The organism is Deinococcus rubellus (assembly GCF_025244745.1).
GTDB lineage: Bacteria > Deinococcota > Deinococci > Deinococcales > Deinococcaceae > Deinococcus > Deinococcus rubellus.
This window is the reverse complement of record NZ_CP104213.1, coordinates 1,859,181-1,879,776: the sequence shown is the minus strand read 5'-3', so window position 1 is coordinate 1,879,776 and position 20,596 is coordinate 1,859,181. Positions and strand designations below refer to the sequence as shown.

Below are 20,596 nucleotides of genomic sequence, written 5' to 3'. Positions count from 1 at the left end.
ATTGGTAGCGCCTCACTTGGCGCTGAACTGCCCGCCCTCGGCCTTGGTCAGCACGCCGCCGACGAATTCGCCCATACCCAGCACCGTGACGGGCGCGCTGCCCCAGGTGCCGCTGCCCGTGATCGGCCCTTCCCAGTAGGCGATCGAAGTCGTCTTGGAGAGCAGTTCCTGATCGTCGTGAACGGCCTTCAGGGTCAAATCGCCCCGGTCGGACTTCACCTTCCAGTCGAGGGTGTAGGTGCGCCCGGAAGGTGAAGTCCACTGGCGCTGCGGGGTCATGGTCACGTTGCCGACAGCGCGGGCCACCCCGTCCACACCGACTTCCGAGCCAGCGAGTTGCACCACGGTGCCGTCCAGGGTTTTCACGCGGTAGAGCATCAGGTCCGAGCCGTCCGAGAGATGCACGCCGAACCAGTCCCACAGGGCATTGCGGCCTGGCTGCTGGTCACCCCACTGGTGGTCGAGCCAGGCCAGTCCCCGCGCGGGTTGGCCGTCAATGGTGCCGCTGACGTTCAGGCGGGTCACGCTCTGGTAATACAGTTGCCCAGTTTCAGGCGTGCCGGAGTAGCCGGGCGGATGCACCACCGGCCCCTTTTCGGGCGTCAGGGTGAGTTGCAGCGGCCCAGCTTTGAGGTCAAACGGTGCGGCGGGCGTGTTGGCGCTCTGGGTCAGCGTCCAGTCACCCTGCCGGACGCTCAGCGGCGGAAAAGAGAATTTGGCGTCCTGGCGGCCCTCTTCCAGAAACGTCAGCTTGCCGGTATTCAGATCAGTGATCGCCAGGTGCGCGGCAAAGTACGGAATGCCTTTGTAATTGACCTTGAACTGCGCCCAGTGAAACGCCTGCTGGGTGTCGGGCAGGTAGCCGGAGACATACCACCACTCAGTGGCCGCGTTGTTCGGCCCCAGGGCGGCAGGGTCAGGAATCCTGGCCGGATCAAAGGCAACGGCGCGGGGAACGCAGGCGGTCAGGAGCACGGGGGCCAGCCAGAGCAAGCGCTTCATAACCTACTCTAGGCGGGCCGGACGCCGGGAAACTGCGCCGGGGGCTACGCTCACTGCTCTGCACTCATGGGTCTTTCGGGTTGACGGTGTTCAGTCGCCCCGGTACCAGCCTATGCAGCAGCGCCACCAGGTCGGCGGCCATGAACTCGTAGTCGTCGGGAATGCCGAGCGTGAGGATTCGTGCGTCGGGCAGCGCACCTCTGAATCTGGTCCGCAGCTCGTCGCGGTGACGCTTTTCCATGCACACGGCCACGTCAGCCTACTCCAGCAGGTTACGGGTCAGCGGCGTCTCGGCACGTCTGTCGGTGCCCGTCGAGGCGACCTGCCAGCCGGGAACGCCGCGAAAGATCGTCTCGGCGGTGCGGCTGCGGAGTTTGTTGTGGGTGCAGACGAAGACGACCCGCAGCGGGCGCTCATGGGCCGCATTCAAGGCCCGCACCTACGCTCCAGCCAGGGAATTTCGGCAGCGAAGTGAGCGGGCGCGTGCTGGCTGGCCCACTTCGCTGCTGCCGCAACATCCATGGTACGCGGCGGTATTCCACATTCCAGCTGCCAGCCGTGCGCGTGGAGAACACCTAGCAGGCAGGCGTACTCATGGGCGTCCGTTCTGGACAAGACAGGGGGCGAGCGGCTGGCTGCCTTTCTGCCTCGACACCGGGCCAGCATTGACTACCGTGACGCTGCCCACCGCCGTCAGCATCTCGCGGTGGGTGCAGCCGACGATGCAGACCGTTGTTGTAGAGGGCGTCGGGCGCAGTGGTGTGGATGTCGGCCGGTACTGCCCGCAGAGCGAAGGCGTTACCATGCACGTTTGAGAGAACGGCTGGCCCCACACCCGCGACCTTACGGACTCTGCTGGCGAATTCATAACCGCTGGTACAGACTGAAATATGTTGCGTCCAATGCCAGCTCCCGAAATCCCGGCTGAGACTGCTCGTATTGCTCGAATGGCGTATCCGAAAGGCCATATGTTCATGCGTCTACGTGACGAGGTTGGGATGCTTCTCGTCGACGAGGATTTCGCCCAACTCTATTCCACACGGGGACAGCCCGGGCTGTCCCCGTGGAGATTGGCGCTCGTAACGCTTATGCAGTTTGTTGAGAATCTGAGTGATCGGCAGGCTGCTGATGCTGTTCGGGGCCATTTGGCGTGGAAATACGCGTTGTCCCTAGAGCTTGGTGACCCCGGCTTTGATTCGACAGTCATGAGCGAGTTCCGAGCACGATTTCTTCAACAAGACACTTTGTTGCTGCTCTTGGACCGATTTCTCGAGCGATGTCAGGATCTCGGGTTGTTACGTCGCCATGGCAAGCAGCGTACGGACTCGACTCATGTACTCGCAGCGATTCGTGTGATGAACCGGTTGGAACTGGTCACTGAAACGCTTCGCGCTGCGCTGAACGCACTGACTGAGATTGCGCCAGCTTGGTTACATCAGGTGAGCGACCCGATTTGGTATGACCGGTATGCGCACCGGGCAGAGAACTATCGCCTGCCAAAGAGTGAAACCGCCAAACAGACGTACGCGGCGTGTGTGGGTCAGGATGGTCAAACTCTTCTCGGACTGCTCAAGCAGTCCGAAGCCCCTCAGGGTGCTCTTCAATTGCCTGAGATTGTGGTCCTGCAACGCTGCTGGGCGAGCCAATTTGTGGAAGCAGAAGGGAGGCTCCGATTCAAAGAACGCAAGGAACTCTCTCCCAGTGTTGAGGCCGTGGAATCTCCATATGATCCAGAGGCACGATTCGGTACGAAACGCGGGAAGGGCTGGATCGGTTACAAGGTTCACCTGACCGAAACGTGTGAGGATGACCTCCCACGGCTGCTGACCTATGTCACCACCACGCTGGGAAATATGAATGACGCGCCCATCGGCTTGATCATCTAAAATCAGCTCTTTCAACGAAATTTGAGTCCAAAGCAGCATTGGCTCGATGCTGGATACCATGGCGCGGAACTTATTGTGGCTGCCCGTGAGCAGCATGGAACGCAGATTATTGGGCCGGTGCGACTTAACAATAACTGGTCTGGCCAGCATGTCCCAGGCTTTGATCTTCGATCATTTGAGATTCAATGGCAGCACCGACAGGTCGTCTGCCCACAAGGGCAGACGAGTGTAGCCTGGACGTCTACGGCCCGAAAGAACGGTCAGGCTCTGATCAACGTCAGATTTGCGAAGGAGAGCTGTCGACCTTGCCCCGTGAGAGCGCAATGTATTCGTTCAGGAGATCGTGCAAAATCGCTAAAGTTTCAGCCGCAAGCCCAACAGGAAGCACGGTACGCCGCACGTGACGCCATAAAAGACCCGCTCGCACAGCAGCTTTACCACCGGCGTGCAGGGATTGAGGGGACCCTATCCCAGGGCGTTCGTGCGTTCGGCCTTCGCCGATGTCAGTATATCGGCGAGCAGAAAACCAGGCTTCAACATGTCCTGACTGCGATGGCCATCAATGTCGTCCGGCTCGATGCCTGGATGATTGGAGAGCGGCCCATTGGGACTAAACATTCCCGCTTTGCTCGCCTTCAGGTCGCCTGAATTCGCCAGCAGAGTCCTTACGGCTGGGGCCGCCGCAAAAAAGCCATCACGACGCCGAACAGCAGACACGTCACCAGTAGCGAGACGAGACTCACGCCGAGGCTGAAGGCAGGAGAAAGCAGGTCCTGGCTGAGCTTGTAAACGCCGAACGGCAGCGCCCAGCCGAGGGCATACAGCCCGGTACGCCGCGCAAAGTCGGCGGTGCGGCTGGCCTGCGGAAAGAGCTGCACATTGAAGATGAAGGCCGGAATCAGCAGCAGTTGCGACAGGAAAAACCACAGCGGTAGGGTATTCAGGCCGCCGTACTGGCTGGCTGCAAAAAAGACATTGAGGGCCGCCATGACCACGGCTGCGATAAGGGCGATGCGGAGAAGTGGATACATAAAGGGCAGTCTAGCGTTTGGGTCCTCGGAGATTGATCCGGCAGCGCGGCCAGCCGAGCGGCGACGCCCTGAAGAGTCAGTCTCTCAGGCTCCCGCCTTGGCATCTTTAAAACTGTTTTTTACGCTGCGGCCCGCTGCGCTTTGCCCCGCCGTAGCTGTAAACCCAGCCCATGAAAAGGCCAGTGAAGACACCCACAAAAAGAGGTTTTTCAGTAGAGTTGCGTCGTCAGAGCTTGGTCGGAAAGGATCAGCAGGAGCACCAACACGCCGACAAAGGTGTCAACTACTGCTCTATGTACGCGGCTCCGCAAAACGTCAAGTGGCTGCCAGATGACCTGCCACAGCAGCAAAGCCGTCAACACTCCAAAAGCTGCCCAGTACCACAGCGGCACTTCACCCACGCGCCCAAATTGACCTTACGCGGCCGTCAGCAAGCCAAAAGCCAGAATGACGCCGCCGCTCAACAACCTCGGCCAGAGTTTCATACGCCATTTTTCGCAGTTAAGGTAAGACCTGTCTGTAATGCTCCACCATCGGGAACGGGTCGTAAAAGTGGTGCATCAGCGAACGCCATTGCTGATACTCGGGGCTGCCGCGAAAGCCCTCGGTATGGTCTTCCAGTGTTTCCCACCACACGAACAGGGCGTACTTGTGGTCGTCTTCCAGACACACTTGCAGCTCGTGACGGAGGTAGCCGGGCATGGCGCTGATGATGGCCTGGGCCTCTGCAAACGCCGCTTCAAACTCGGCGGTCTGGTTGGGGCGGATGTGGAGCAGGGCAAGTTCCTGAATCATGGATGGCTGCTTTTGAACGCGTGCCTCTGGTTCCAGATGTAGCCGAAAAGAAGGCCCATCGTCAGACCCATGAACAGGGCGAAAAACCAGTCGGGGCGCGGCGAAGCATGGTTGGCCAGGGTAAAGAGGAACATGAAGAGTCCTGTCGTCATACCCACACGCCAGCCCAGTGGCACATGCCTCAGCGCCGCGAGGTTTGAGCGCTGCGGCCACTGGGTCAGGAGAACAACAACCGCCAAAGTTAGCGCCCCCCAGCCCCAGCGGGGCACATCAACCAACGACTGGCCGTCCCACCGATGGCCAACCAGGATGATGGCCGTAAGCACCAGCGCGCCCAGAAGACGAAGATGGAGAGGCGATGATTTCATGTGCCCAGACTATCTCCTCCTACCCGAAATACCCCAGCACGTCAATCAATGTCCTGGCGTAGTCGTCTACCCTGATGCCGCGCTTCTGAATCTTGATGGACGGCGGGAAGGTGGTCACTTCGGTCTTGTGCGGGAACTTCTTGAGGCCGCCCGCGTCGTAGTCGAGCGCTTTATAGGCGAAGGTGATCTGGAGGTCAGTCATGGTCTCGCCGATGCTCAGCACCCGGCGGGCCAGGGCGGTGAGCCGCAGCTTGGCGAGGTCGATGAAGTTCTGGACCTCACTGCTGGGGGGGCCGAACTTCTTGCGCAAATCACGCTCGACGCGGCTGATGGCCTGCAAGGTTCGCGCTTCCGAGAGCCGCCCGTAGGTGCTGATGCGGGCGTCCTCGTCGTGGCCGAAGTACTCGGCGTCAAGGCGGGCATTAATGGGGAGGTCGATGCTGACGCTCAGCGGCACCTTGATCGGCTCGCCCTTGAGCTTGGCCACCGCCTCGGCCAGCAGCTCGGTGTACACGTCAATGCTGACCGCCTGCACGTGCCCGTGCTGCTCCTCACCCAGAATGTTCCCCACTCCACGAATCTCCATATCCTTCTCGGCCAGCAGGTGCCCGCTGCCCAGGTCTTGCAGGTCGGCGATGGCCCACAGCCGCCGGGAGGCGTTCTCAGTCATGCGCGGCGGGAAGAACAGGTAGGCGTAGGCGTCGGTGCTGCGCCGCCCGACCCGTCCCCGAAGCTGGTAAAGCTGCGCCAGCCCCAATCGGTCGGCCCTCTCGATCAGGATGGTGTTGGCCTCGGGAATGTCCAGGCCGGTTTCGACGATGGTGGTGGAGACCAGCACGTCGAAGGCCCCCTCCTCGAAGCCGAGCATGATCTCCTCGAGTTCTTCCTCGTTCATGCGCCCGTGCGCCACGCCGATGCGGGCTTCCGGCACCAGATTGCGCAGGTACAAACTACGCGCCCCGATGCTGGCGATGCGGTCATGGATATAGAAGACCTTGCCGCCGCGCTCGATCTCCGACACGATGGCGTCACGCACCGTCACCGGGTCGAAGGGGGCCAGGATGGTCTGAATTGGTTTGCGGCCCTTGGGCGGTGTCTGGATGCTGGACATGTCGCGCAGACCGACCATGCTCATGTAAAGGGTGCGCGGAATCGGGGTGGCCGACAGCGCCAGCGTGTCCACCGCCTTGACCCCTTCGGGAATCTCGATCTTGCCGTCCTTGCTGATTTCCGGCATGCCGCGCAGCGCCCGCAGCTTTTCCTTCTGCGACACGCCGAAGCGGTGCTCCTCGTCCACGATGATCAGGCCCAGATTCTTGAACACGATGTCGCTGCTGAGCAGGCGGTGGGTGCCGATGATGATGTCCACCTTGCCCGACGCCAGATCCATCAGAATTGCCTTGGCCTGCTTGTCGCCGGTGAAGCGCGACAGCCCCTCGACCCGCACCGGCAGGTCCTTGAAGCGCTCCACGAAAACCGAGGTGTGCTGCTCGGCCAGCAGGGTGGTCGGCACGAGAACGGCCACCTGCATGCCCGCGCCCACGACCCGGTGGGCGGCGCGCAGGGCCACTTCCGTCTTGCCGAAGCCCACGTCGCCGGAGATCAGGCGGTCCGCCGGGTTGGGCGCTTCGAGGTCTTTGAGGGTTTCCTTGAGGGCCGTTTTCTGATCAGCCGTCAGCTCAAATTCGAAATTATCCGCGATCTGGCGCTCCCACTCTTGGTTGGCGGGAAAACTGTTGCCGGGCGTGACCTGCCGGGCGGCGTACTGCACCAGCAGCTTGCCTGCCACTTCCTCAGCATTTTTCTTGGCGCGCTCCTTGGCTTTGGCCCAGGCATTCTTGTCGAGGCTACTCAGGGCGGGCGGGTCGTCGGTGGTACCGGGGTGGCGGCGCAGGGTGGGCAACAGCTCAATCGGCACGGCCAGAGCCGCCTCGTTCTTGTAGCTGATATTGAGGTAATCGCGGGTGACGCCCAGCACCGTGCGGGTTTGCAGCCCCTGAAACTGGCCGATGCCGTGCTCCGGGTGAATCAGATAGTCGCCCACCGCCAGTCCCAGCGCGTCGGTGACGGGTTTGCCGCTGAGTTTCTTGCCGCGCAGCGCCGAGCCGCCCTGAAAGCCGTAGATCAGGTCCTCGGTCAGCACCACCATGCGGGCCTGCTCCAGCACGAAGCCGCCCTCGCCGCTGGAGCGCAGGAAGCCCAGCTCGCCCGCGTCCAGACGCGGCAGATTCAGCCATTTGGGTCCTGTTTTATCCAACACCGTGTTGCCCAGCAGCTTCTCGGCCAGATAAGTAGCAGTGCGGTCATGCCGGACCAGCAGCAGCACCCGGTAGCCCGCCGCGCGCCACCCGTCCACGTCCGTCGCCAGTTCACCCAGCCGGGCGCGGTAATACGGTAGCGTCACCAGATCGAGCGTGAAGTCTTCCAGGATCAGCGGGGCACGGCCAAAACTGGTCACCTCACGCATCAGAAGCTGCGCCCACAGCAAGTCGGTAACGGGGCCCAGCACCGAGGCGTAGAACTCGGGGGCGTCGAGGAAGACCCGGCCCGGCAGCAGTTCCAGGCGGGTGGCGTCCCATTTGGTTTCGCTCAGGTAGCCTTCGGTGGGGGCAACGGCGTAACGCTCCAGCTTGCCACCGGGCAATCCGTCAGCGCTCAGTTCACGCAGGGTGTCGAGTTCGTCGCCGAAGAACTCAGCCCTCAGTGCGGCGAGCTGACCTTCCTGGGGGTCCGCCGTCAGGTACAGATCGAGCGTGTCGCCGCGCAGGATAAAGCCCAGTTCGTCGAGCCGCCCGTCGATCAGGCGTGGGTAGCCGAGGTGTTCGAGCCGCGAGAGCACCTCTTCACGCGGGTACTGGCGGCCCACCGTAAAGGTGAGGGCGTGGTCCTCGGGCCGGGCCGGAAACAGGTCCATCGCCGTCCGAATGTCCATCACGACGTGTTCGCGCTTCTCGTCCCATTCGCGCAGGCCGGGGTTGACACTGATGGGCGCGCCGAGCTGGCCCGCGCCCTGGTAGAGTGGCAATCGGTCGGGCGTGGTCAGCAGCACACAGGGGCCAGCGTGGGCGGCGAACAAGGCGGCGCGGGCCACCTGCGGGAGCAGCAGCACATTGCCTGGCGGCACACCCGGCAGCAGTTTGGAGAGCGAGGGCACGGCGACAGTCATCCGGTCAGTTTAATGTCTGGGCGCGGGGCAAAGGTCTTCAGATGAAGAAAGGCGCTACGGCAGCACCGGCATGGCGCAGCCCAGCGCCCCACCCGGCTGCGCCGCCGCCGAAACCTGCACGTCCAGGCCGCTGGCCCTAAATTCGGCGGGCGCGGCAATGTCCACCGTCATACCCTGGCCCAGCGCCCGCTGCACTCCGGCCCTCGGCGGCTGATCGGCGAGACCCATCAAGACGCGGGGCAGGCCGGGTGCCGACTGCCGGAAGCACCACCGGCTCAGCCACTGGGCCGCCGAGTTGAGGGCCTGCGCCTGCGGGCGTGTCAGCCTGTCACCCGCCGGAAGATGCACCCAGACCGACAGCTCGCGCACCTGCTCAGCCTGCACCGGGGTCTGGGCAGCGCTGCCCAGCAGCACGAACAGCTCGGCGGCAGGGTCGCGCCACTTCAGACGCTGCACCTGAGAGGTGGCGTGGGCCCGCTCGAAGGTGGCGCTCTCTATCAGATGCCGCTGCCTGAGCGTCTGAAGTGGATTCTGAAGCGTGGGGCCAGCGCCGCCCGCCCATGCACCCGAACCGGTCAGCAGGCAGGCGAGGAGCATCGGCAGCGGGCGCTTCATCGGTCCAGTCTAGCCTTCCCCAGAGGCCAGCAGCAGGGCTGAAGCACGCGGGCTTGAGCTGAACTTCATGTTCACCTTCTGGTCCGGCCTTCCGGGTCGACCGCCCCCCAGCAGATTTGCTATGCTCGCCCCTGCGTCACCGGGGGTGCCGACTGCGCTGATACCAGCGGAGCCCGGCTGAGATCACACCCCAGGAACCTGAACCGGGTCATACCGGCGGAGGGAGCGTGACTGCCGACCCGCCCTCCGGCTGCTTTGCCGTGAGCGCGGCGGCACCGCTTCTCCTCTGACGCCAGAGGGGATTTTTTATGATTAAACTGAAGTTGAACGTTTTGAGCCTGTTTCTGGTTGGCGGCCTCGCCAGCGCCGCGCCCACCACCCTCACCGTCATCACCCACGACAGCTTCGACCTCGACAAGAAGCTGATCGCTACGTTCGAGGCCCAGAACAACGTCAAGGTGCGTCTCATCAAGGGCGGCGACGCGGGCGAGATGCTCAACCGCCTGATTCTGACCAAGGCCAACCCGCTGGCCGACGTGGTGTACGGCCTCGACAACACCCTGGCTCCCCGTGCCGCCGCCGCCGGACTGCTGGAAGCGTACAAGAGTCCGGCGCTGAGCAAGGTCCCTGCCGCCGAGCGGCTCGACGCCTTCAACCTCAACACGGTGGACACCGGCTACGTGGCCTTCAATTATGACCGGGCCTGGTTCGAGAAAGCGGGCCTGGCGCTGCCCAAGACCCTCGACGACCTCAAGTCGCCCACCTACGCCAAGCTGACAGTGGTCGCCTCGCCCGCGACCAGCAGCCCCGGCCTGGCCTTTTTGCTGGCGAGCGTCAACTTCTACGGTCAGGCGGGAGCCATGCAGTGGTGGAAAGACGCGCGCGCGGGCGGCCTGAAAGTCACGCGTGGCTGGAGCGATTCGTACGACAAGGAATTTAGCCGCAACGGCGGCAAATACCCGATTGTGCTGAGTTACGCCAGCAGCCCCGCCGCCGAGGTCGCCTACGCCGAGGGGTACGACCCCAAAAAGCTTCCGGCCCAGTCGCCCACCGGCAACCTGCTGCTGCCGGGCAGCACCTTCCTGCAACTCGAAGGCGTGGGCGTCCTGAAGGGCACCAAACAGCCCGCGTTGGCCCGCAAGTTCGTGGATTTCATGCTCTCAGAGCCCGTGCAGGCCAACTTCCCCACCCGCATGTGGGTGTATCCGGCGGTGCAGGGCGTCAAGCTCGATCCGGTGTTTCAGTTCGCCCAGGTGCCGCAGGGTGTCAAGGCGCTGACGCCGATCAATACCCAGGCCGTGGTGGACGTGTGGGTGCGCGAGGTGCTGCGGGCGCGCTAAACCAGCGGGTCAGGTGGGCTTGCAGGCGTCCAGAATAATCGAGGCGAAACCCAGCGGTCCCCAGCCTGCCCGGTAGTCGGTGTTGCGGTGATCGAGCAACGCCGAGCGGTACACCGGGCCAGCTTCCGGTGACCAGGGCTGGAAGCAGAACTGCCCGCTGGGGTCGTGGTATTCCAGCAGGGTCACTTCAAAGCCTGCCTGAGTGAACACCCCGGCAAACGTCTGGGCATCGTAGACAATCTGGTGATCGGCAGCGGGGTGGTCAGCGGAACCGGGGCCGCCCACCTGCACCGTACACTGATACCCGGCATCGAGGAAAAAGGCGTCGGGAACAGCCACCCGCAACACGCCGCCGCGCTGAAGGTAGCGCCAGCACAGGCGGGCAGCGGCCTGACCCTGCGGCAAGGTCAGGTGTTCCCAGACGTGTTCGCACAGAAAGGCGTCGGCCAGCTCAGCACCGGAGAAGCGGGCAAAACTCTCAGGGTCGGTCAGGTCGAGCTGCTCACGCTGGGTGGCCGTCCAGCCGTCCCAGGTCTGCTCACCCGCGCCCAGGATGATGCGCCCGCCCATTTACCAGTCCCCGTCCAGGCTCAGCCGCACTGCTCCGGCCAGCGACTGACCCGGCGATAGCACCTTCATGTCGCTGCCCGCCACGCCGCGCGCCGCCAGATTGAAGGCGTCGGTGGCATGCGAGACGGGTTCCAGGGCCAGCGAGCCGTCGGGAGCGGTGAACAGGACGAGGTGCGAGAACACGTTGTCGGCGGTGAGGGTCAGAGCGCGCTGCCCCGGCCAGTCCCGACCCGGCCAGCCCACCCCCGACCAGCTCAGCCGCGCCGTGCCGTCCCAGGAAGCGAACACTGCATCGATCTGGGCTTCTCCCACTGGGCGGGCCACGCCGAAATCGAGGTTGGCGGGAATAGCCTGCGAACCGCCCAGCGGCAGGCTGTTTTCGTCGGTCGGATACCAACCGCCCGCCCCGAACTGCACCTGCGGCGGCTGGCCGTCTTGCAGGCGCTGGAAGTATGGGTGCAGGCCCATCCCGGCAGGCATCGCCTCATCCGAAACGTTGGTCAGGGTCAGGGCAATATCGCAGTGCGGGCCGTGCAGAAGGTACTCCAGACAGGCGGTAAAGGCCCAGGGCCAGTTCATGTCACCGAACTCCCGGCTGTCGAAGGTGCCGATGAGGTGGGTATCGCTGACCCGCTCGACCTGCCAGGGCCGGTTCCTCACATCGCCGTGCTGAACGAGCGTGCTGCCGGATTTGGGGCGCAGCTCAACGGTGCGGCCCGCGAACTCGAAGCGGGCGTCGCGGATGCGGTTGCTGTAGGGCATCAGCGGAAAACAGCCGGTGTCGCTGCTGCTCTCGACTTTGGCGGGGTCCACTGGCCGAAGCACCGGGCGGCCCGAGGCGGCGCTCAGGTTGAGAATGCTGGCTCCGTATTCCGGCACGATGTCGAGTGTCCAGTACTCGTTCTGGACGGTAACGGCCTTCACGGCTTGACGGCGGCGGGACGGCTACTGACCGCGTGATGAATCAGGATGCCCGCCGCCACGCCCGCGTTCAGGCTCTGCACCTGGCCCTTGACGGCAATGCTGACGAGTTCGTCGCACTTCTCGCGCACCAGGCGGCGCATACCCTCGCCCTCCGCGCCGATGACCAGCGCCAGGCGGCGGTCATAGTCCAGGCGGCGCAGATCGGTGGCGGCCTCGCCCGCTGCGCCGTAAATCCAGACGTTATCGGCCTTGAGCTGTTCCATCAGCCTCGGCAGGTTCTTGGTCTGGGCCACCGGCAGGTAGCTGGTGGCTCCAGCAGCGGCCTTGGCGACCACCGGTGAGAGCGGTGAGCTGCGGCGTTCCTCGACGACCACGCCGTGCGCGCCCAGCACCTCGGCGCTGCGGATGATCGCGCCGAAGTTGCGCGGGTCGGTGATACCGTCGAGCAGAATGATCAGCAGTTGCTCGCCCTTCTCGTCGGCGCGGTCGAGAATGTCGTCTACCGTCGCCCATTCCAGGTCTTCGATTTCGGCCAGCACGCCCTGGTGCTGGGTGGTTCCGGCGAGCTGATCGAGTTCGATGCGCGGCGCAAATTTGAGGTGCACATCGAAGGTTTTGAGTTCGCGCACGAAGGCTTCCTCGATGCCTTTGGCGACCAGAAGTTCGGAAACGCGCCCACCTTGCAGGGCTTCGAGCACGGGATTGCGGCCATAGAGAAGCATGGAAAGGAGTCTAGCGCGGGTGGAAGCCTTTACTCCGGCAGAAGGCCTACCGCCGCCTGTTCTACTTCATGGGTGTTAGCACAGCGCCCGTGCAGGTATACGTTCCACTGGCAGCAGGCGTGCAGTTGCTGAGGCTGACATTGAATTTGCCTGCTGTCGCTGAACTGGGCGTGGTGGTCACAGTAGTGGTTACAGGCTTCGGGGCCGCAGTAACGCCTCCGCGAATCGGCACGTTGGCAAACACCTTGTTGGCGAAGACGAGACGGGTGATGCTGACGTATTGGAGAGGGTAATCGAAGAAAAATGTAACTTTGACCGGCAGGTTTTTGTAGACACTGACGCCAAAAAAGCTAGTCGTGGAAGATTCGCCGCTACTCACAACAACTTGATTGGGTGGGTACTCCTTGCCGTCAGGACCAACCAATTTGAAGTACCCGAAGTAAAATGAGGCTGTTGTTTTATCTGAATTGCCAGTGTAGGTATAGTCAACGGTGCATTTTACAGATTTCGTATCTGTTTTTGTATTGACACGAATGCAGTTATTGAGATTGTAGCTCGCAGGCCCATCCTGCCAGGTTTGAGCAATACCACTTGCTCCATTCAGCGCTAAAACTGTAACAGCCAGGTAACTACTCAGCAGCAAAAACTAGGCATAATGATTTCACTGCGAAACACGCTGACGAGGCCATGCCAGACGTTCAATCCCTGCTTGTGGAGCGTCGAGATGTCACTCCGGATACGGGCGAAGTGCTGGCCGCCCTCCTTGGATCGGAAGCCCCCAGAGACCTTGCGTTTAACGCACCACGGCCTGATGTCCCGTTCGGCCTGATTGTTGTCAAAAGGCACACCTTCGTCGTGGAGGAAGCGCAGCACCGCCTCGCGGTGCTGCTGGCACCTCAGGGCCAGGTTGCGGCCTGGTGTCTGTTTCGTTCGGCCTCGTCTCCCAGGGACCGGAGGTGCTGGAGGATTGGCCTTCAGTCCAGCGTCCAGCAGGGCATCGAACTGCTGTTCGAAGGCGATCACGAGGTCGGGAGTGATCGTCCCATCCTTCTGCTGGTGGTACACCAGGCGCAGCGCGTCTCGCAGCTCTCCCGCCCATACTTGAGCGTGATGCTCGGCGAGGCCACGCAGTTCGCGCAGCAGGTGTGCCCCGCAGAGTGCGTGTTTCGCGGAGAGCTTGAAAGACGTGCTCCAGGCGTCGTGCATCAGGATGCCCTTGAACTGCGGCAGGACATTCATGGCTTCCAGCGCGGCGAAGCCCCGCTGGGAATGCTGGCCATCCAGGGTGAGCTGCGCGCAGCTCACGACATGCATCCACTGCAGCTTGCCGTTGACCTTGCTGCCGGTCTCATCGGCGTGCAGGACGGGTTGATTGAGCAGCGCGGCTTTGAGCTGTGTCTCGAAGTCGATGAGGCGGTCAGCAGCCAATTGGAGGTTCAGGACAATGGTGCCTTCACTGGGATGCGCTCCACACAACGCTTCGAGGATCTCCGTGGTGCGTTCCAGTGGTATGAAGTGTGCCGCATTCAGGGAGACCGCCAGCCCATGAACCCGAGACCCGTACTGAACCCGGCCGGGAACGTCGTCAGGGAAGGATGCGTGCTGGCGGTGCCGACACCCTGGGCAGACCTTGACGTCCGCGCGGTACTCGGTCACCTGCAAACGCAGCTCTGGCAGGTCCATGACCTGCCGTGCTACGTGCCCTTGGGCACTGACGCTCTCCCACGCGTGTCCACAGGCGCAATATCCGGTCAACGGTAAGGAGACGACCTCATCCACGTGCTCCGCCATCTTGAGGGTCTTACCGACATGACCACGTTGAGCGCCAGAAGACCGGCCGGTCTTCTGGCGCTCACTCTTGGGTACCCACGGCTTGTCTTTGCTCGGTGGTTGACTGGACGTCGTGCTGTCCTGTGCCAACCGGGCCTCGAGGTCCCGGAGCCGTCCGAGCAACTGAGCCACCTGCGCTTCGAGTTCACGAATCCGGGCCTCAAGGCGCTCACAGTTGGGACAGGGAACTTCGCAGATGTCCAACTGTAGCAAGGAGACTGAGCTACCTCGCTGAGTAGTTACACAGCCAGAACGATAAACTTTTTCACCGGCTGAGTTTACCCAAAGACTGCACTTCCAGCCTTAATCTAATGGGCCTATGCCCGCGCCCTTCTCCCCCATCCATTTCGACGCCAATCCGGTTGAACTCGCCCGCAACCTGCTCGGCGCGACCTTGCAGCGCACGCTACCAGATGGGCGCATTCTCACGGGCCGGGTGGTAGAGACCGAAGCCTATGACTGCCCGCGCGATCCGAGTTGCACGGCGGGGCGCTTTCACCACATCAAGACGCTGGAACTGAAAGCAGCACCGGGACAGTTCGTATTCTGGGTCGCCTACGGACATCCGCTGTTGCAAATCGCCTGCCGCGCCGAGGGCACTGCTGCCAGCGTGCTGATCCGGGCGCTGGAGCCGCTGGAAGGTGTGGACGCCATGCTGGAACACCGCCCGGTGGTGAGCGAGCGTAATTTGCTGAGTGGCCCGGCCAAGCTGGTGCAGGCGCTGGCGATCCTTCCCGAGCAGTTCCGGGGCCAGCCGGTCAACGGCGCGGCGCTGTGCTTGCTGCCCGGCCCGGCCTTGAGCGAGGAGCAGGTTAGCGTCACGGCGCGGGTGGGGATCGCGGCGGGGCGTAACCTGCCCTGGCGCTTTTACGAGACTGACAGCAAATGGATTTCGGGCGGCGTGCCAACCATGGACCTGGCAAACAGCAGCGCTTAGCTCCGCGCCTCCACTTCCTCCTGCGCCTGTCCCCAATCTTCCATGCGGGCCAGCAACTGGGCTTCCAGCTCGGCGGCCTGGTGGCCCAGCGCGGCGAAGTCGGCGTCGGGGGCAGCGTGGGCCAGGGCGCTCTGGGCCTCGTCGAGCTGGGCTTCGAGCTGGGCGACCTCGGTTTCCAGCCGCTCCACCTCGCGCTTGAGGTGCCACAGGCCCTTGCCCTTGGGCGCGGCGGGGTTTTGCCTCACGGGCGCAGCTTTGGCTTCCTGTACCTTCTCGGCGGGGCGATGCTTCTCGCGGTAGTACTGCCAGCCGCCGGGATACTCGTAAAATTGACCGTCCTCGATCAGCCAGATGCGGTCGGCCAAATGCTCGATCAGGCGGCGGTCATGGCTGACCATCAGCAGCGTGCCAGAAAAGTCGTCAAGCGCGCCTTCCAGACTTTCGAGCATCTCCATGTCGAGGTGGTTGGTCGGCTCGTCGAGAATCAGAAAATTGTGGTCTTCCTGGGCCAGCTTCAGCAGCGCCAGCCGCGCCCGTTCGCCGCCCGACAGCACCGCGACGGACTTGTCGTGGCTCAGGTACGGAAACATATAGGTGCCGAGCAGGTCGTGGGCCTCGGCGTCCTTCTCGACGTACTCGCGGGCCTCAAGGTAGAGGGTACTGTCCTCGTCCACGCCGTGCAGTTGCTGGTCGTAGTAACCTACCGTGACCCTGGCTCCGGTGCGGCTCTCGCCCCTGGCATCGTCGCTGGCACTCAGGCCCAGTAGCACCCGCAGAAAGGTGGTTTTTCCGGCTCCGTTGCGGCCAACCAGCGCCACCCGTTCGCCGTGGCGGATCTGCACCTGCACGTTCTCAAACAGGGTTCGCCCGGCGATGCGCTTGGTCAGGTGCCGCGCGTCGAGCACGATGTCGCCGCTGGGCGGTGCGTGAAAGAGAATCCGGGCGGTGCGCTCGGCGCGGGGCGGGGCCGTCGCCGCCGACTTTTTCAGGCGCTCCAGGCGGGTTTCCATGCTGCTGGCGCGGCGGGCCAGCTTGGACATGCCCAGGCCCCAGATCTTCATGCGGGCCGCCGACTCGGAAAGGGCAGCGACCTTGCGGGCGTCCTGCTCGGCGCGCAGGCGCTGGCGCTCCAGTTCCTCGTCGAGCAGGGTGCGGAAGGCAGTGTAGCTGGCCGGATACACCTTGACCTCGCCGCGCCACAAATGCGCCGTCTCGTTGGTGGCGGCGTCCAGAAAAGCCCGGTCGTGGCTGATGACCAGCAGCGCACCGGGGTAGCGCGACAAAAAGCCTTCCAGCCACTCCACCATTACGATGTCGAGGTGGTTGGTCGGCTCGTCGAGCAGCAGCACATCGGGGTTCTCGACGATCAAAGCAGCCAGGCCCAGGCGGGTGCGCTCGCCGCCCGAGAGCCGGGCCGTCTCGTCTTGCTCGCGGCCCCGGAAGCCGAAAGCCAGCGTCACGGCGTCCTTGCGGGCCCGGCGCTCGAAGCCGCCCCGGCGGGCGTAGTGCTCCAGCAACTCGGCGTGGTGTTCGATGCTCTCAGGCGTGCCGAGGTGCATCGCTTCGGCGGCGGCAGCGAGTTCGGCTTCCAGCGCGTCGAGTTCGTGGAAGGCCGCTTCCATGACGCCCTCCACCGTGCTGCCCGGCGCGAAGCTGGGGTCCTGGGTCAGGTTGCCCACCCGCACACCAGGAAACACCCGGATGGTTCCAGCATCGGCCTTCTCCGTGCCCAGCAGCAGCCGCAGCAGGGTGCTCTTGCCCGCGCCGTTGCGCCCCACCAGCCCGATGCGGTCACCAGGATTGATCTGCAAGGTCACATGGGTCAGGACTGGCTGAGCGCCGTAATCTTTTTGAACGTCCTCCAGGGCCAGCAACACGGGACCGAGTATGACACGCCGGGCGCGGTCTGCGCAGCCTCTCCACTCACCTGCCTCAAATACCCGCCCGACGCGCCGCCCGCTACACTACTCAGGTGCGTTTGTCGATTTTTCTACTTTGCGACCTGGTCTGTGGACTGGCCCTGACGCTGGGAGTCGCCGGGGCCGCGCCCTCGGTGCTGCGCGAGGTCAGCGGCAGCGTGGAGCAGCGCCGCACCGTCTGGCAGGCTGCCGCTGTGGGCGAGACGGTGGTGCAGGCGCTGCGAATCGGCGCGGGCCGGGCCACCCTGCAAAGCGGCAGCGGCCAACTGCTGGCGGCCAGCGGCTCGGCGCTGCGGATCTACCAGAACGAGCCAGATTTGCAAACCGGGAAGTTCTATCTCAGCGGCCAGCTCAGCTTCTTCTCGCAGAGCGCCCACCTCGCCAGCGACGGACGGGTGCGCCTGGACCTGCGCCCTCCAACCCGGCGGGTGGCAGTCATCTCGGGCACGGCGCGGCTGGCTGTGGGCACCCGCATCATCACCCTTCAGGCCAGTCAGCAGTACGATTTCGCCACCAAGCAAGTCACCCCGTTCGCCGAGCGCGACGCCTGGTACGACTCACGCTTCGTCGGCGAGGGCGAGGCGGTGGTGCAGTCCGTCAAGGGACCCGTGACGCTTGGACCGCTGGCGTCGGCACAACCGGGCAGCCCATCTGCTACGCCCATGCACAATGCCGCCGTGGACGAACGCCTGCAAATGGGCCAGCAACTGCTGACCGGCGCGAACGCCTTTACCGAGGTCGGCTTCACTGGCGGCGGCTACCTGCGGCTGCAACCGCAGAGTGCGCTCAGCGTGCTGAGCATCGACCAGGTGCTGTCGGAGGGTGGCCGCCGCCAGCGCGAGGTGACACTGCAACTCACGCGCGGCAGCGCCTGGAACGTGGTCGCCAAGCGCCAGGGCGGCTACGAGATCACCACCCCCACCGTCACGACGGCAGTGCGCGGCACGGTCTTCCAGGTGGACGAGGACGGACTGGTCAAGGTATTCGAGGGCCAGGTCGCTCTGCCCAGCAATGCGGGCTTGCTGCTGCGCCAGGACGAGCAACGCAGCAGCGGCGGCACCGTGAAGCCGCTCGTGCCCGACGCTTCTGACCTGGCCAACCAGGCACTCGACCGTCAGCGCGCCGCTCCCACCCGGCTCGACCTGAGCCTGGCCCCTGCCGCATCCGAGCTGAGTCTGACGGTCCGCAGCCAGCCCGACACCCAGCTCAGCGTGAACGTGGCCGGGCGCGATCTGACGGTGCCGGGCAATGCCGAGGGAGTATTTACCCTGGCTATGCGGCCGAACAGTCTGCCCGAGGGCCGCTACGACCTGACGGTGACAGCCCGGCGGCCCGGCAACAGCGCCAGCCTGCGGCGCAGCGTGCTGATTGACCGCAGCCCACCGGTTCTGAGCGGGGTGCAAGTGACTCGCCTGGGCCGCACCGCGCACCTGACTGGTCAGGTGGCCGACCTCTCTCCCAGCGTGCTGCTGCGTGCCGAGGTGGGCGGACAGATTTATACCCACACCCTGTTCCTGCCCCAGCAGACCACTTTCGACTGGCTGCTGCCGTTGCCGGAGCCGGGCACCGTCATCAAACTGAGCGCCACCGACGCGGCGGGCAACGCGGGTACGCCTGTGGTTTATGACGCGCCCTGAGCGGTGGCCGCTCGCCGCACTGCTGGCCGCCATCATTGCCGCGCTGCTGCTGACGGCACTGCCGCGTAACCCCGCCCTGCGAGACGTGCTCAACCGCAACTTGGCCGCGCCGCCCGATGCCCGCGTGGTGGTGGTCGGCATCGACGACGTGAGCCTGCGCGACTACGGCAACCTGACAACCTGGAACCGCGACCTGTACGTCCGCGCGCTGACCACCCTGCGCCAGGCCGGGGCACGGGCGGTGGGCATCGACGTGCTGTTTGACGCTCCTGCTCCCGGCGACGCGGCCCTGGCGCAGGCGGTCAGCTGGCCCGGCGCGGTACTGGCCAGCACTCCCCAACTGCCGCAGGGACCACACGGCTGGAACACCACTTACGGCGTCGCCAGCCTCAACCTGGAAAGCGGCGCGGTGCGGAGCTTCCAGACGGCCTACCGCAGCGTGGACGGCCAGCTCTGGCCCAGCTTCAGCGCCCAGCTCGCGCGCCTGGCCGGGGTGCCCAGGCCGCTGAACACCCAGCCCAAGATTCTGCGCTACGTCGCCCCCGACCCCAGCCGCCTACCTGTCTTCTCGTTTCGCGACGTGGTAAACGGCAACGTGCGCTTCTCAGACCTTCAGAACAAGGTCGTGCTGATCGGCCTGACCGCCAGCAGTTCGCCGGGCAACACCTTCCCCGATTCGCGCCTCGATTTGGTACCGGGAGTGGAGTTGCAGGCGCGGGCAGTGTCTTCACTGTTTGGGGAGCCGTTCCGGGTGGTGGCCCCCTGGCTCTCGGCCCTGATCTGCGCGGCCCTGGCGGCGCTGGCAGTATGGGCAGGCGGCCTGTGGGGCTTCGGGCTAGCACTGCTGGGCCTGGGCCTGAGCGCGCCCCTCTATCTGACAGGCTGGCTCTTTCCCGGCGTCACGGCTTCGCTCTCGGCCATCGTCGGCACGGCTTTCGTCGCCGCCGAGCGGGTCTGGACCCTGCGCCGCCTGGGCAGCCTCGATCCGCTGACCGGACTGGGCAACCGCCTGGCCTTTACCCGCGCCGCCGAGCACCGCTGGAACAGCCGGGCCGCCCGCCCGCTGGGCCTGCTGCTGGTTGATCTGGGGGGATTTCGGCGGGTCAACGAAGTGTATGGCAGGGCAGCGGGCGATCAGGTGCTACGCGAGGTGGCAGCGGCGCTGCGGCTGGGACGCACCCGGCGCGAACTGGTCTTCCGCTGGGGGCCGACGAGTTTGCCCTGCTAATCGAAGTCCAGGGTGACGTGACGCGGCTGGTCCAGCACCTTCAGACCACCTTCGCCGACCTCCGCTACCGCGACATCCCGCTGCGGATCAGCGTGGGCCAGGCCATCAGCACGCCGCAAATGACCCAGGCCGCCGAGCTGATCGAACAGGCGTCACGTGACCGCTACCGCATGAAGTACCGCATGGAGCAGCGCTGAGTGTCTGGTCATACCGATTCCGCTTAATTCCAGTAGCCCCAAAAACAGTGCGGAATGTACTTCCACAGCGCGGAATCGGTATCTTCTCATCCTCCCGCCGATCGGATGAGATCGCGTTCAGCACACATACGCTGTACACGATCTCATCGGACTCCGTATTAGATGCCGCCCGAATCGATCAGCTCCTTGGCACGCTGCACATGCGTTTCGAGATTGCCGCCCTCCACCGCCACCTGATCGGTCACGTCTACACCGTCCACCTTGACCCAGCCCTGCGGACCGTCGTCGCGGCCACCCCAGGCAGAGGGCAGCGCCACGTCAACTTGATCGGCTTCAATCGTCCGGCCTTTGTAGTCGAGTTTCATACGTTCAGCCTAGCGCCGAGGTCAGCGGCAACCTGCGGCGGTAGGCTTGGCGTTCCGTTCACGT

Annotated in this window: 23 protein-coding genes and 1 riboswitch; of the genes, 8 read left to right on the top strand and 15 right to left on the bottom strand. The window is 64.1% G+C overall.

Translation table 11 applies throughout. From position 1 onward, the window contains the following. Positions 1–12: 12 nt before the first annotated feature. The 3 genes from N0D28_RS09690 to N0D28_RS09680 form a co-directional block, all read right to left on the bottom strand. Positions 13–1,002, bottom strand: a complete 990-nt coding sequence (locus N0D28_RS09690; protein WP_260559327.1) for a lipocalin-like domain-containing protein — start codon at positions 1,000–1,002, stop codon at positions 13–15. 64 nt (positions 1,003–1,066) lie between these two features. Next, a complete protein-coding gene (locus tag N0D28_RS09685; RefSeq protein WP_260559326.1) occupies positions 1,067–1,243 on the bottom strand; it encodes a hypothetical protein in 177 nt (58 codons plus the stop codon). 18 nt (positions 1,244–1,261) lie between these two features. Then, positions 1,262–1,441, bottom strand: a complete 180-nt coding sequence (locus tag N0D28_RS09680; RefSeq protein ID WP_260559325.1) for a hypothetical protein — start codon at positions 1,439–1,441, stop codon at positions 1,262–1,264. Between the two features lie 235 nt (positions 1,442–1,676). Here N0D28_RS09680 and N0D28_RS09675 point away from each other — a divergent pair, with 235 nt between their 5' ends. The 3 genes from N0D28_RS09675 (at position 1,677) to N0D28_RS15670 (ending at position 3,536) form a co-directional block, all read left to right on the top strand. Continuing rightward, positions 1,677–1,817, top strand: a complete 141-nt coding sequence (locus tag N0D28_RS09675) for a hypothetical protein (RefSeq protein ID WP_260559324.1) — start codon at positions 1,677–1,679, stop codon at positions 1,815–1,817. Between the two features lie 75 nt (positions 1,818–1,892). After that, a complete protein-coding gene (locus tag N0D28_RS09670) occupies positions 1,893–2,888 on the top strand; it encodes a transposase (RefSeq protein WP_260559323.1) in 996 nt (331 codons plus the stop codon). Between the two features lie 75 nt (positions 2,889–2,963). After that, entirely contained in the window at positions 2,964–3,536 is a 573-nt protein-coding gene (locus N0D28_RS15670) for a transposase (protein ID WP_376777614.1), read from the top strand. Positions 3,537–3,553: 17 nt separating this feature from the next. On the opposite strand, the gene N0D28_RS09665 is transcribed toward N0D28_RS15670, so the two are convergent. From N0D28_RS09665 to N0D28_RS09645, 5 genes are all read right to left on the bottom strand, one after another. Next, positions 3,554–3,919: a hypothetical protein gene (locus tag N0D28_RS09665; RefSeq protein WP_260559322.1), complete on the bottom strand. Its 366-nt coding sequence runs from the start codon at positions 3,917–3,919 to the stop codon at positions 3,554–3,556. Between the two features lie 501 nt (positions 3,920–4,420). Beyond that, positions 4,421–4,714 (bottom strand): antibiotic biosynthesis monooxygenase family protein, encoded by a 294-nt coding sequence (locus N0D28_RS09660; protein ID WP_260559321.1) that lies wholly within the window; start codon positions 4,712–4,714, stop codon positions 4,421–4,423. After that, positions 4,711–5,082, bottom strand: coding sequence for a hypothetical protein (locus N0D28_RS09655; RefSeq protein WP_260559320.1), 372 nt, complete (start codon positions 5,080–5,082; stop codon positions 4,711–4,713). Before N0D28_RS09655 ends, N0D28_RS09660 begins: the two co-directional genes overlap by 4 nt. 19 nt (positions 5,083–5,101) lie before the next feature. Then, on the bottom strand, positions 5,102–8,248 hold the full coding sequence (locus tag N0D28_RS09650; protein ID WP_260559319.1) for a DEAD/DEAH box helicase: 3,147 nt from the start codon (positions 8,246–8,248) through the stop codon (positions 5,102–5,104). Between the two features lie 54 nt (positions 8,249–8,302). Further along, positions 8,303–8,863 (bottom strand): hypothetical protein, encoded by a 561-nt coding sequence (locus N0D28_RS09645; RefSeq protein WP_260559318.1) that lies wholly within the window; start codon positions 8,861–8,863, stop codon positions 8,303–8,305. Positions 8,864–8,994: 131 nt separating this feature from the next. Continuing rightward, positions 8,995–9,106, top strand: a riboswitch (TPP riboswitch). Positions 9,107–9,171: 65 nt separating this feature from the next. On the opposite strand from N0D28_RS09645, the gene N0D28_RS09640 reads away from it, so the two are divergent. Beyond that, a complete protein-coding gene (locus N0D28_RS09640; protein ID WP_260559317.1) occupies positions 9,172–10,203 on the top strand; it encodes a thiamine ABC transporter substrate-binding protein in 1,032 nt (343 codons plus the stop codon). Positions 10,204–10,212: 9 nt separating this feature from the next. On the opposite strand, the gene N0D28_RS09635 is transcribed toward N0D28_RS09640, so the two are convergent. From N0D28_RS09635 to tnpC, 5 genes are all read right to left on the bottom strand, one after another. Continuing rightward, on the bottom strand, positions 10,213–10,773 hold the full coding sequence (locus tag N0D28_RS09635; RefSeq protein ID WP_260559316.1) for a class I SAM-dependent methyltransferase: 561 nt from the start codon (positions 10,771–10,773) through the stop codon (positions 10,213–10,215). Beyond that, positions 10,774–11,697 carry an aldose 1-epimerase gene (locus N0D28_RS09630; protein ID WP_260559315.1) on the bottom strand — a complete coding sequence of 308 codons (924 nt, stop codon included), beginning with the start codon at positions 11,695–11,697 and terminating at the stop codon, positions 10,774–10,776. It abuts the gene before it with no gap. Continuing rightward, positions 11,694–12,419 (bottom strand): 23S rRNA (guanosine(2251)-2'-O)-methyltransferase RlmB, encoded by a 726-nt coding sequence (rlmB, locus tag N0D28_RS09625; RefSeq protein WP_260559314.1) that lies wholly within the window; start codon positions 12,417–12,419, stop codon positions 11,694–11,696. Before rlmB ends, N0D28_RS09630 begins: the two co-directional genes overlap by 4 nt. Positions 12,420–12,480: 61 nt before the next feature. Continuing rightward, positions 12,481–13,062, bottom strand: a complete 582-nt coding sequence (locus tag N0D28_RS09620; RefSeq protein WP_260559313.1) for a hypothetical protein — start codon at positions 13,060–13,062, stop codon at positions 12,481–12,483. Then, positions 13,053–14,402 carry an IS66 family transposase gene (gene tnpC / locus N0D28_RS09615; protein ID WP_260561822.1) on the bottom strand — a complete coding sequence of 450 codons (1,350 nt, stop codon included), beginning with the start codon at positions 14,400–14,402 and terminating at the stop codon, positions 13,053–13,055. The genes N0D28_RS09620 and tnpC overlap by 10 nt, the downstream gene beginning before the upstream one ends. A 166-nt stretch (positions 14,403–14,568) precedes the next feature. Here tnpC and N0D28_RS09610 point away from each other — a divergent pair, with 166 nt between their 5' ends. Next, positions 14,569–15,186 (top strand): DNA-3-methyladenine glycosylase, encoded by a 618-nt coding sequence (locus N0D28_RS09610; RefSeq protein ID WP_260559312.1) that lies wholly within the window; start codon positions 14,569–14,571, stop codon positions 15,184–15,186. Here the strand turns inward: N0D28_RS09610 and N0D28_RS09605 are convergent. Then, on the bottom strand, positions 15,183–17,063 hold the full coding sequence (locus tag N0D28_RS09605) for an ABC-F family ATP-binding cassette domain-containing protein (protein WP_260559311.1): 1,881 nt from the start codon (positions 17,061–17,063) through the stop codon (positions 15,183–15,185). The two genes, N0D28_RS09610 and N0D28_RS09605, sit on opposite strands and share 4 nt — an antisense overlap. 95 nt (positions 17,064–17,158) lie before the next feature. Here N0D28_RS09605 and N0D28_RS09600 point away from each other — a divergent pair, with 95 nt between their 5' ends. From N0D28_RS09600 to N0D28_RS09590, 3 genes are read left to right on the top strand one after another with little or no spacing between them, the layout of a single operon-like run. Continuing rightward, the gene (locus tag N0D28_RS09600; RefSeq protein WP_260559310.1) at positions 17,159–18,742 is read left to right on the top strand and encodes a FecR domain-containing protein; all 1,584 of its coding nucleotides are present in this window, start codon (positions 17,159–17,161) and stop codon (positions 18,740–18,742) included. Next, the gene (locus N0D28_RS09595) at positions 18,729–19,970 is read left to right on the top strand and encodes a sensor domain-containing diguanylate cyclase (RefSeq protein WP_260559309.1); all 1,242 of its coding nucleotides are present in this window, start codon (positions 18,729–18,731) and stop codon (positions 19,968–19,970) included. Before N0D28_RS09600 ends, N0D28_RS09595 begins: the two co-directional genes overlap by 14 nt. A gap of 17 nt (positions 19,971–19,987) precedes the next feature. Beyond that, positions 19,988–20,167: a hypothetical protein gene (locus tag N0D28_RS09590; protein ID WP_260559308.1), complete on the top strand. Its 180-nt coding sequence runs from the start codon at positions 19,988–19,990 to the stop codon at positions 20,165–20,167. A 158-nt stretch (positions 20,168–20,325) separates the two neighbouring features. Here N0D28_RS09590 and N0D28_RS09585 read toward each other — a convergent pair whose 3' ends face one another. Beyond that, a complete protein-coding gene (locus tag N0D28_RS09585; protein ID WP_260559307.1) occupies positions 20,326–20,532 on the bottom strand; it encodes a hypothetical protein in 207 nt (68 codons plus the stop codon). Positions 20,533–20,596: the final 64 nt, after the last annotated feature.

What these genes read in the sequence shown, in the direction of transcription:
- N0D28_RS09665 (WP_260559322.1), bottom strand. Translation starts at nt 3,919, where the DNA reads ATGTATCCACTTCTCCGCATCGCCCTTATCGCAGCCGTGGTCATGGCG.
- N0D28_RS09585 (WP_260559307.1), bottom strand. Translation starts at nt 20,532, where the DNA reads ATGAAACTCGACTACAAAGGCCGGACGATTGAAGCCGATCAAGTTGAC.
- N0D28_RS09670 (WP_260559323.1), top strand. Translation starts at nt 1,893, where the DNA reads ATGTTGCGTCCAATGCCAGCTCCCGAAATCCCGGCTGAGACTGCTCGT.
- N0D28_RS09645 (WP_260559318.1), bottom strand. Translation starts at nt 8,863, where the DNA reads ATGAAGCGCCCGCTGCCGATGCTCCTCGCCTGCCTGCTGACCGGTTCG.
- N0D28_RS09655 (WP_260559320.1), bottom strand. Translation starts at nt 5,082, where the DNA reads ATGAAATCATCGCCTCTCCATCTTCGTCTTCTGGGCGCGCTGGTGCTT.
- N0D28_RS09650 (WP_260559319.1), bottom strand. Translation starts at nt 8,248, where the DNA reads ATGACTGTCGCCGTGCCCTCGCTCTCCAAACTGCTGCCGGGTGTGCCG.
- N0D28_RS09640 (WP_260559317.1), top strand. Translation starts at nt 9,172, where the DNA reads ATGATTAAACTGAAGTTGAACGTTTTGAGCCTGTTTCTGGTTGGCGGC.
- N0D28_RS09685 (WP_260559326.1), bottom strand. Translation starts at nt 1,243, where the DNA reads ATGGAAAAGCGTCACCGCGACGAGCTGCGGACCAGATTCAGAGGTGCG.
- N0D28_RS09595 (WP_260559309.1), top strand. Translation starts at nt 18,729, where the DNA reads ATGACGCGCCCTGAGCGGTGGCCGCTCGCCGCACTGCTGGCCGCCATC.
- N0D28_RS09610 (WP_260559312.1), top strand. Translation starts at nt 14,569, where the DNA reads ATGCCCGCGCCCTTCTCCCCCATCCATTTCGACGCCAATCCGGTTGAA.
- N0D28_RS09635 (WP_260559316.1), bottom strand. Translation starts at nt 10,773, where the DNA reads ATGGGCGGGCGCATCATCCTGGGCGCGGGTGAGCAGACCTGGGACGGC.
- N0D28_RS09660 (WP_260559321.1), bottom strand. Translation starts at nt 4,714, where the DNA reads ATGATTCAGGAACTTGCCCTGCTCCACATCCGCCCCAACCAGACCGCC.
- N0D28_RS09690 (WP_260559327.1), bottom strand. Translation starts at nt 1,002, where the DNA reads ATGAAGCGCTTGCTCTGGCTGGCCCCCGTGCTCCTGACCGCCTGCGTT.
- rlmB (WP_260559314.1), bottom strand. Translation starts at nt 12,419, where the DNA reads ATGCTTCTCTATGGCCGCAATCCCGTGCTCGAAGCCCTGCAAGGTGGG.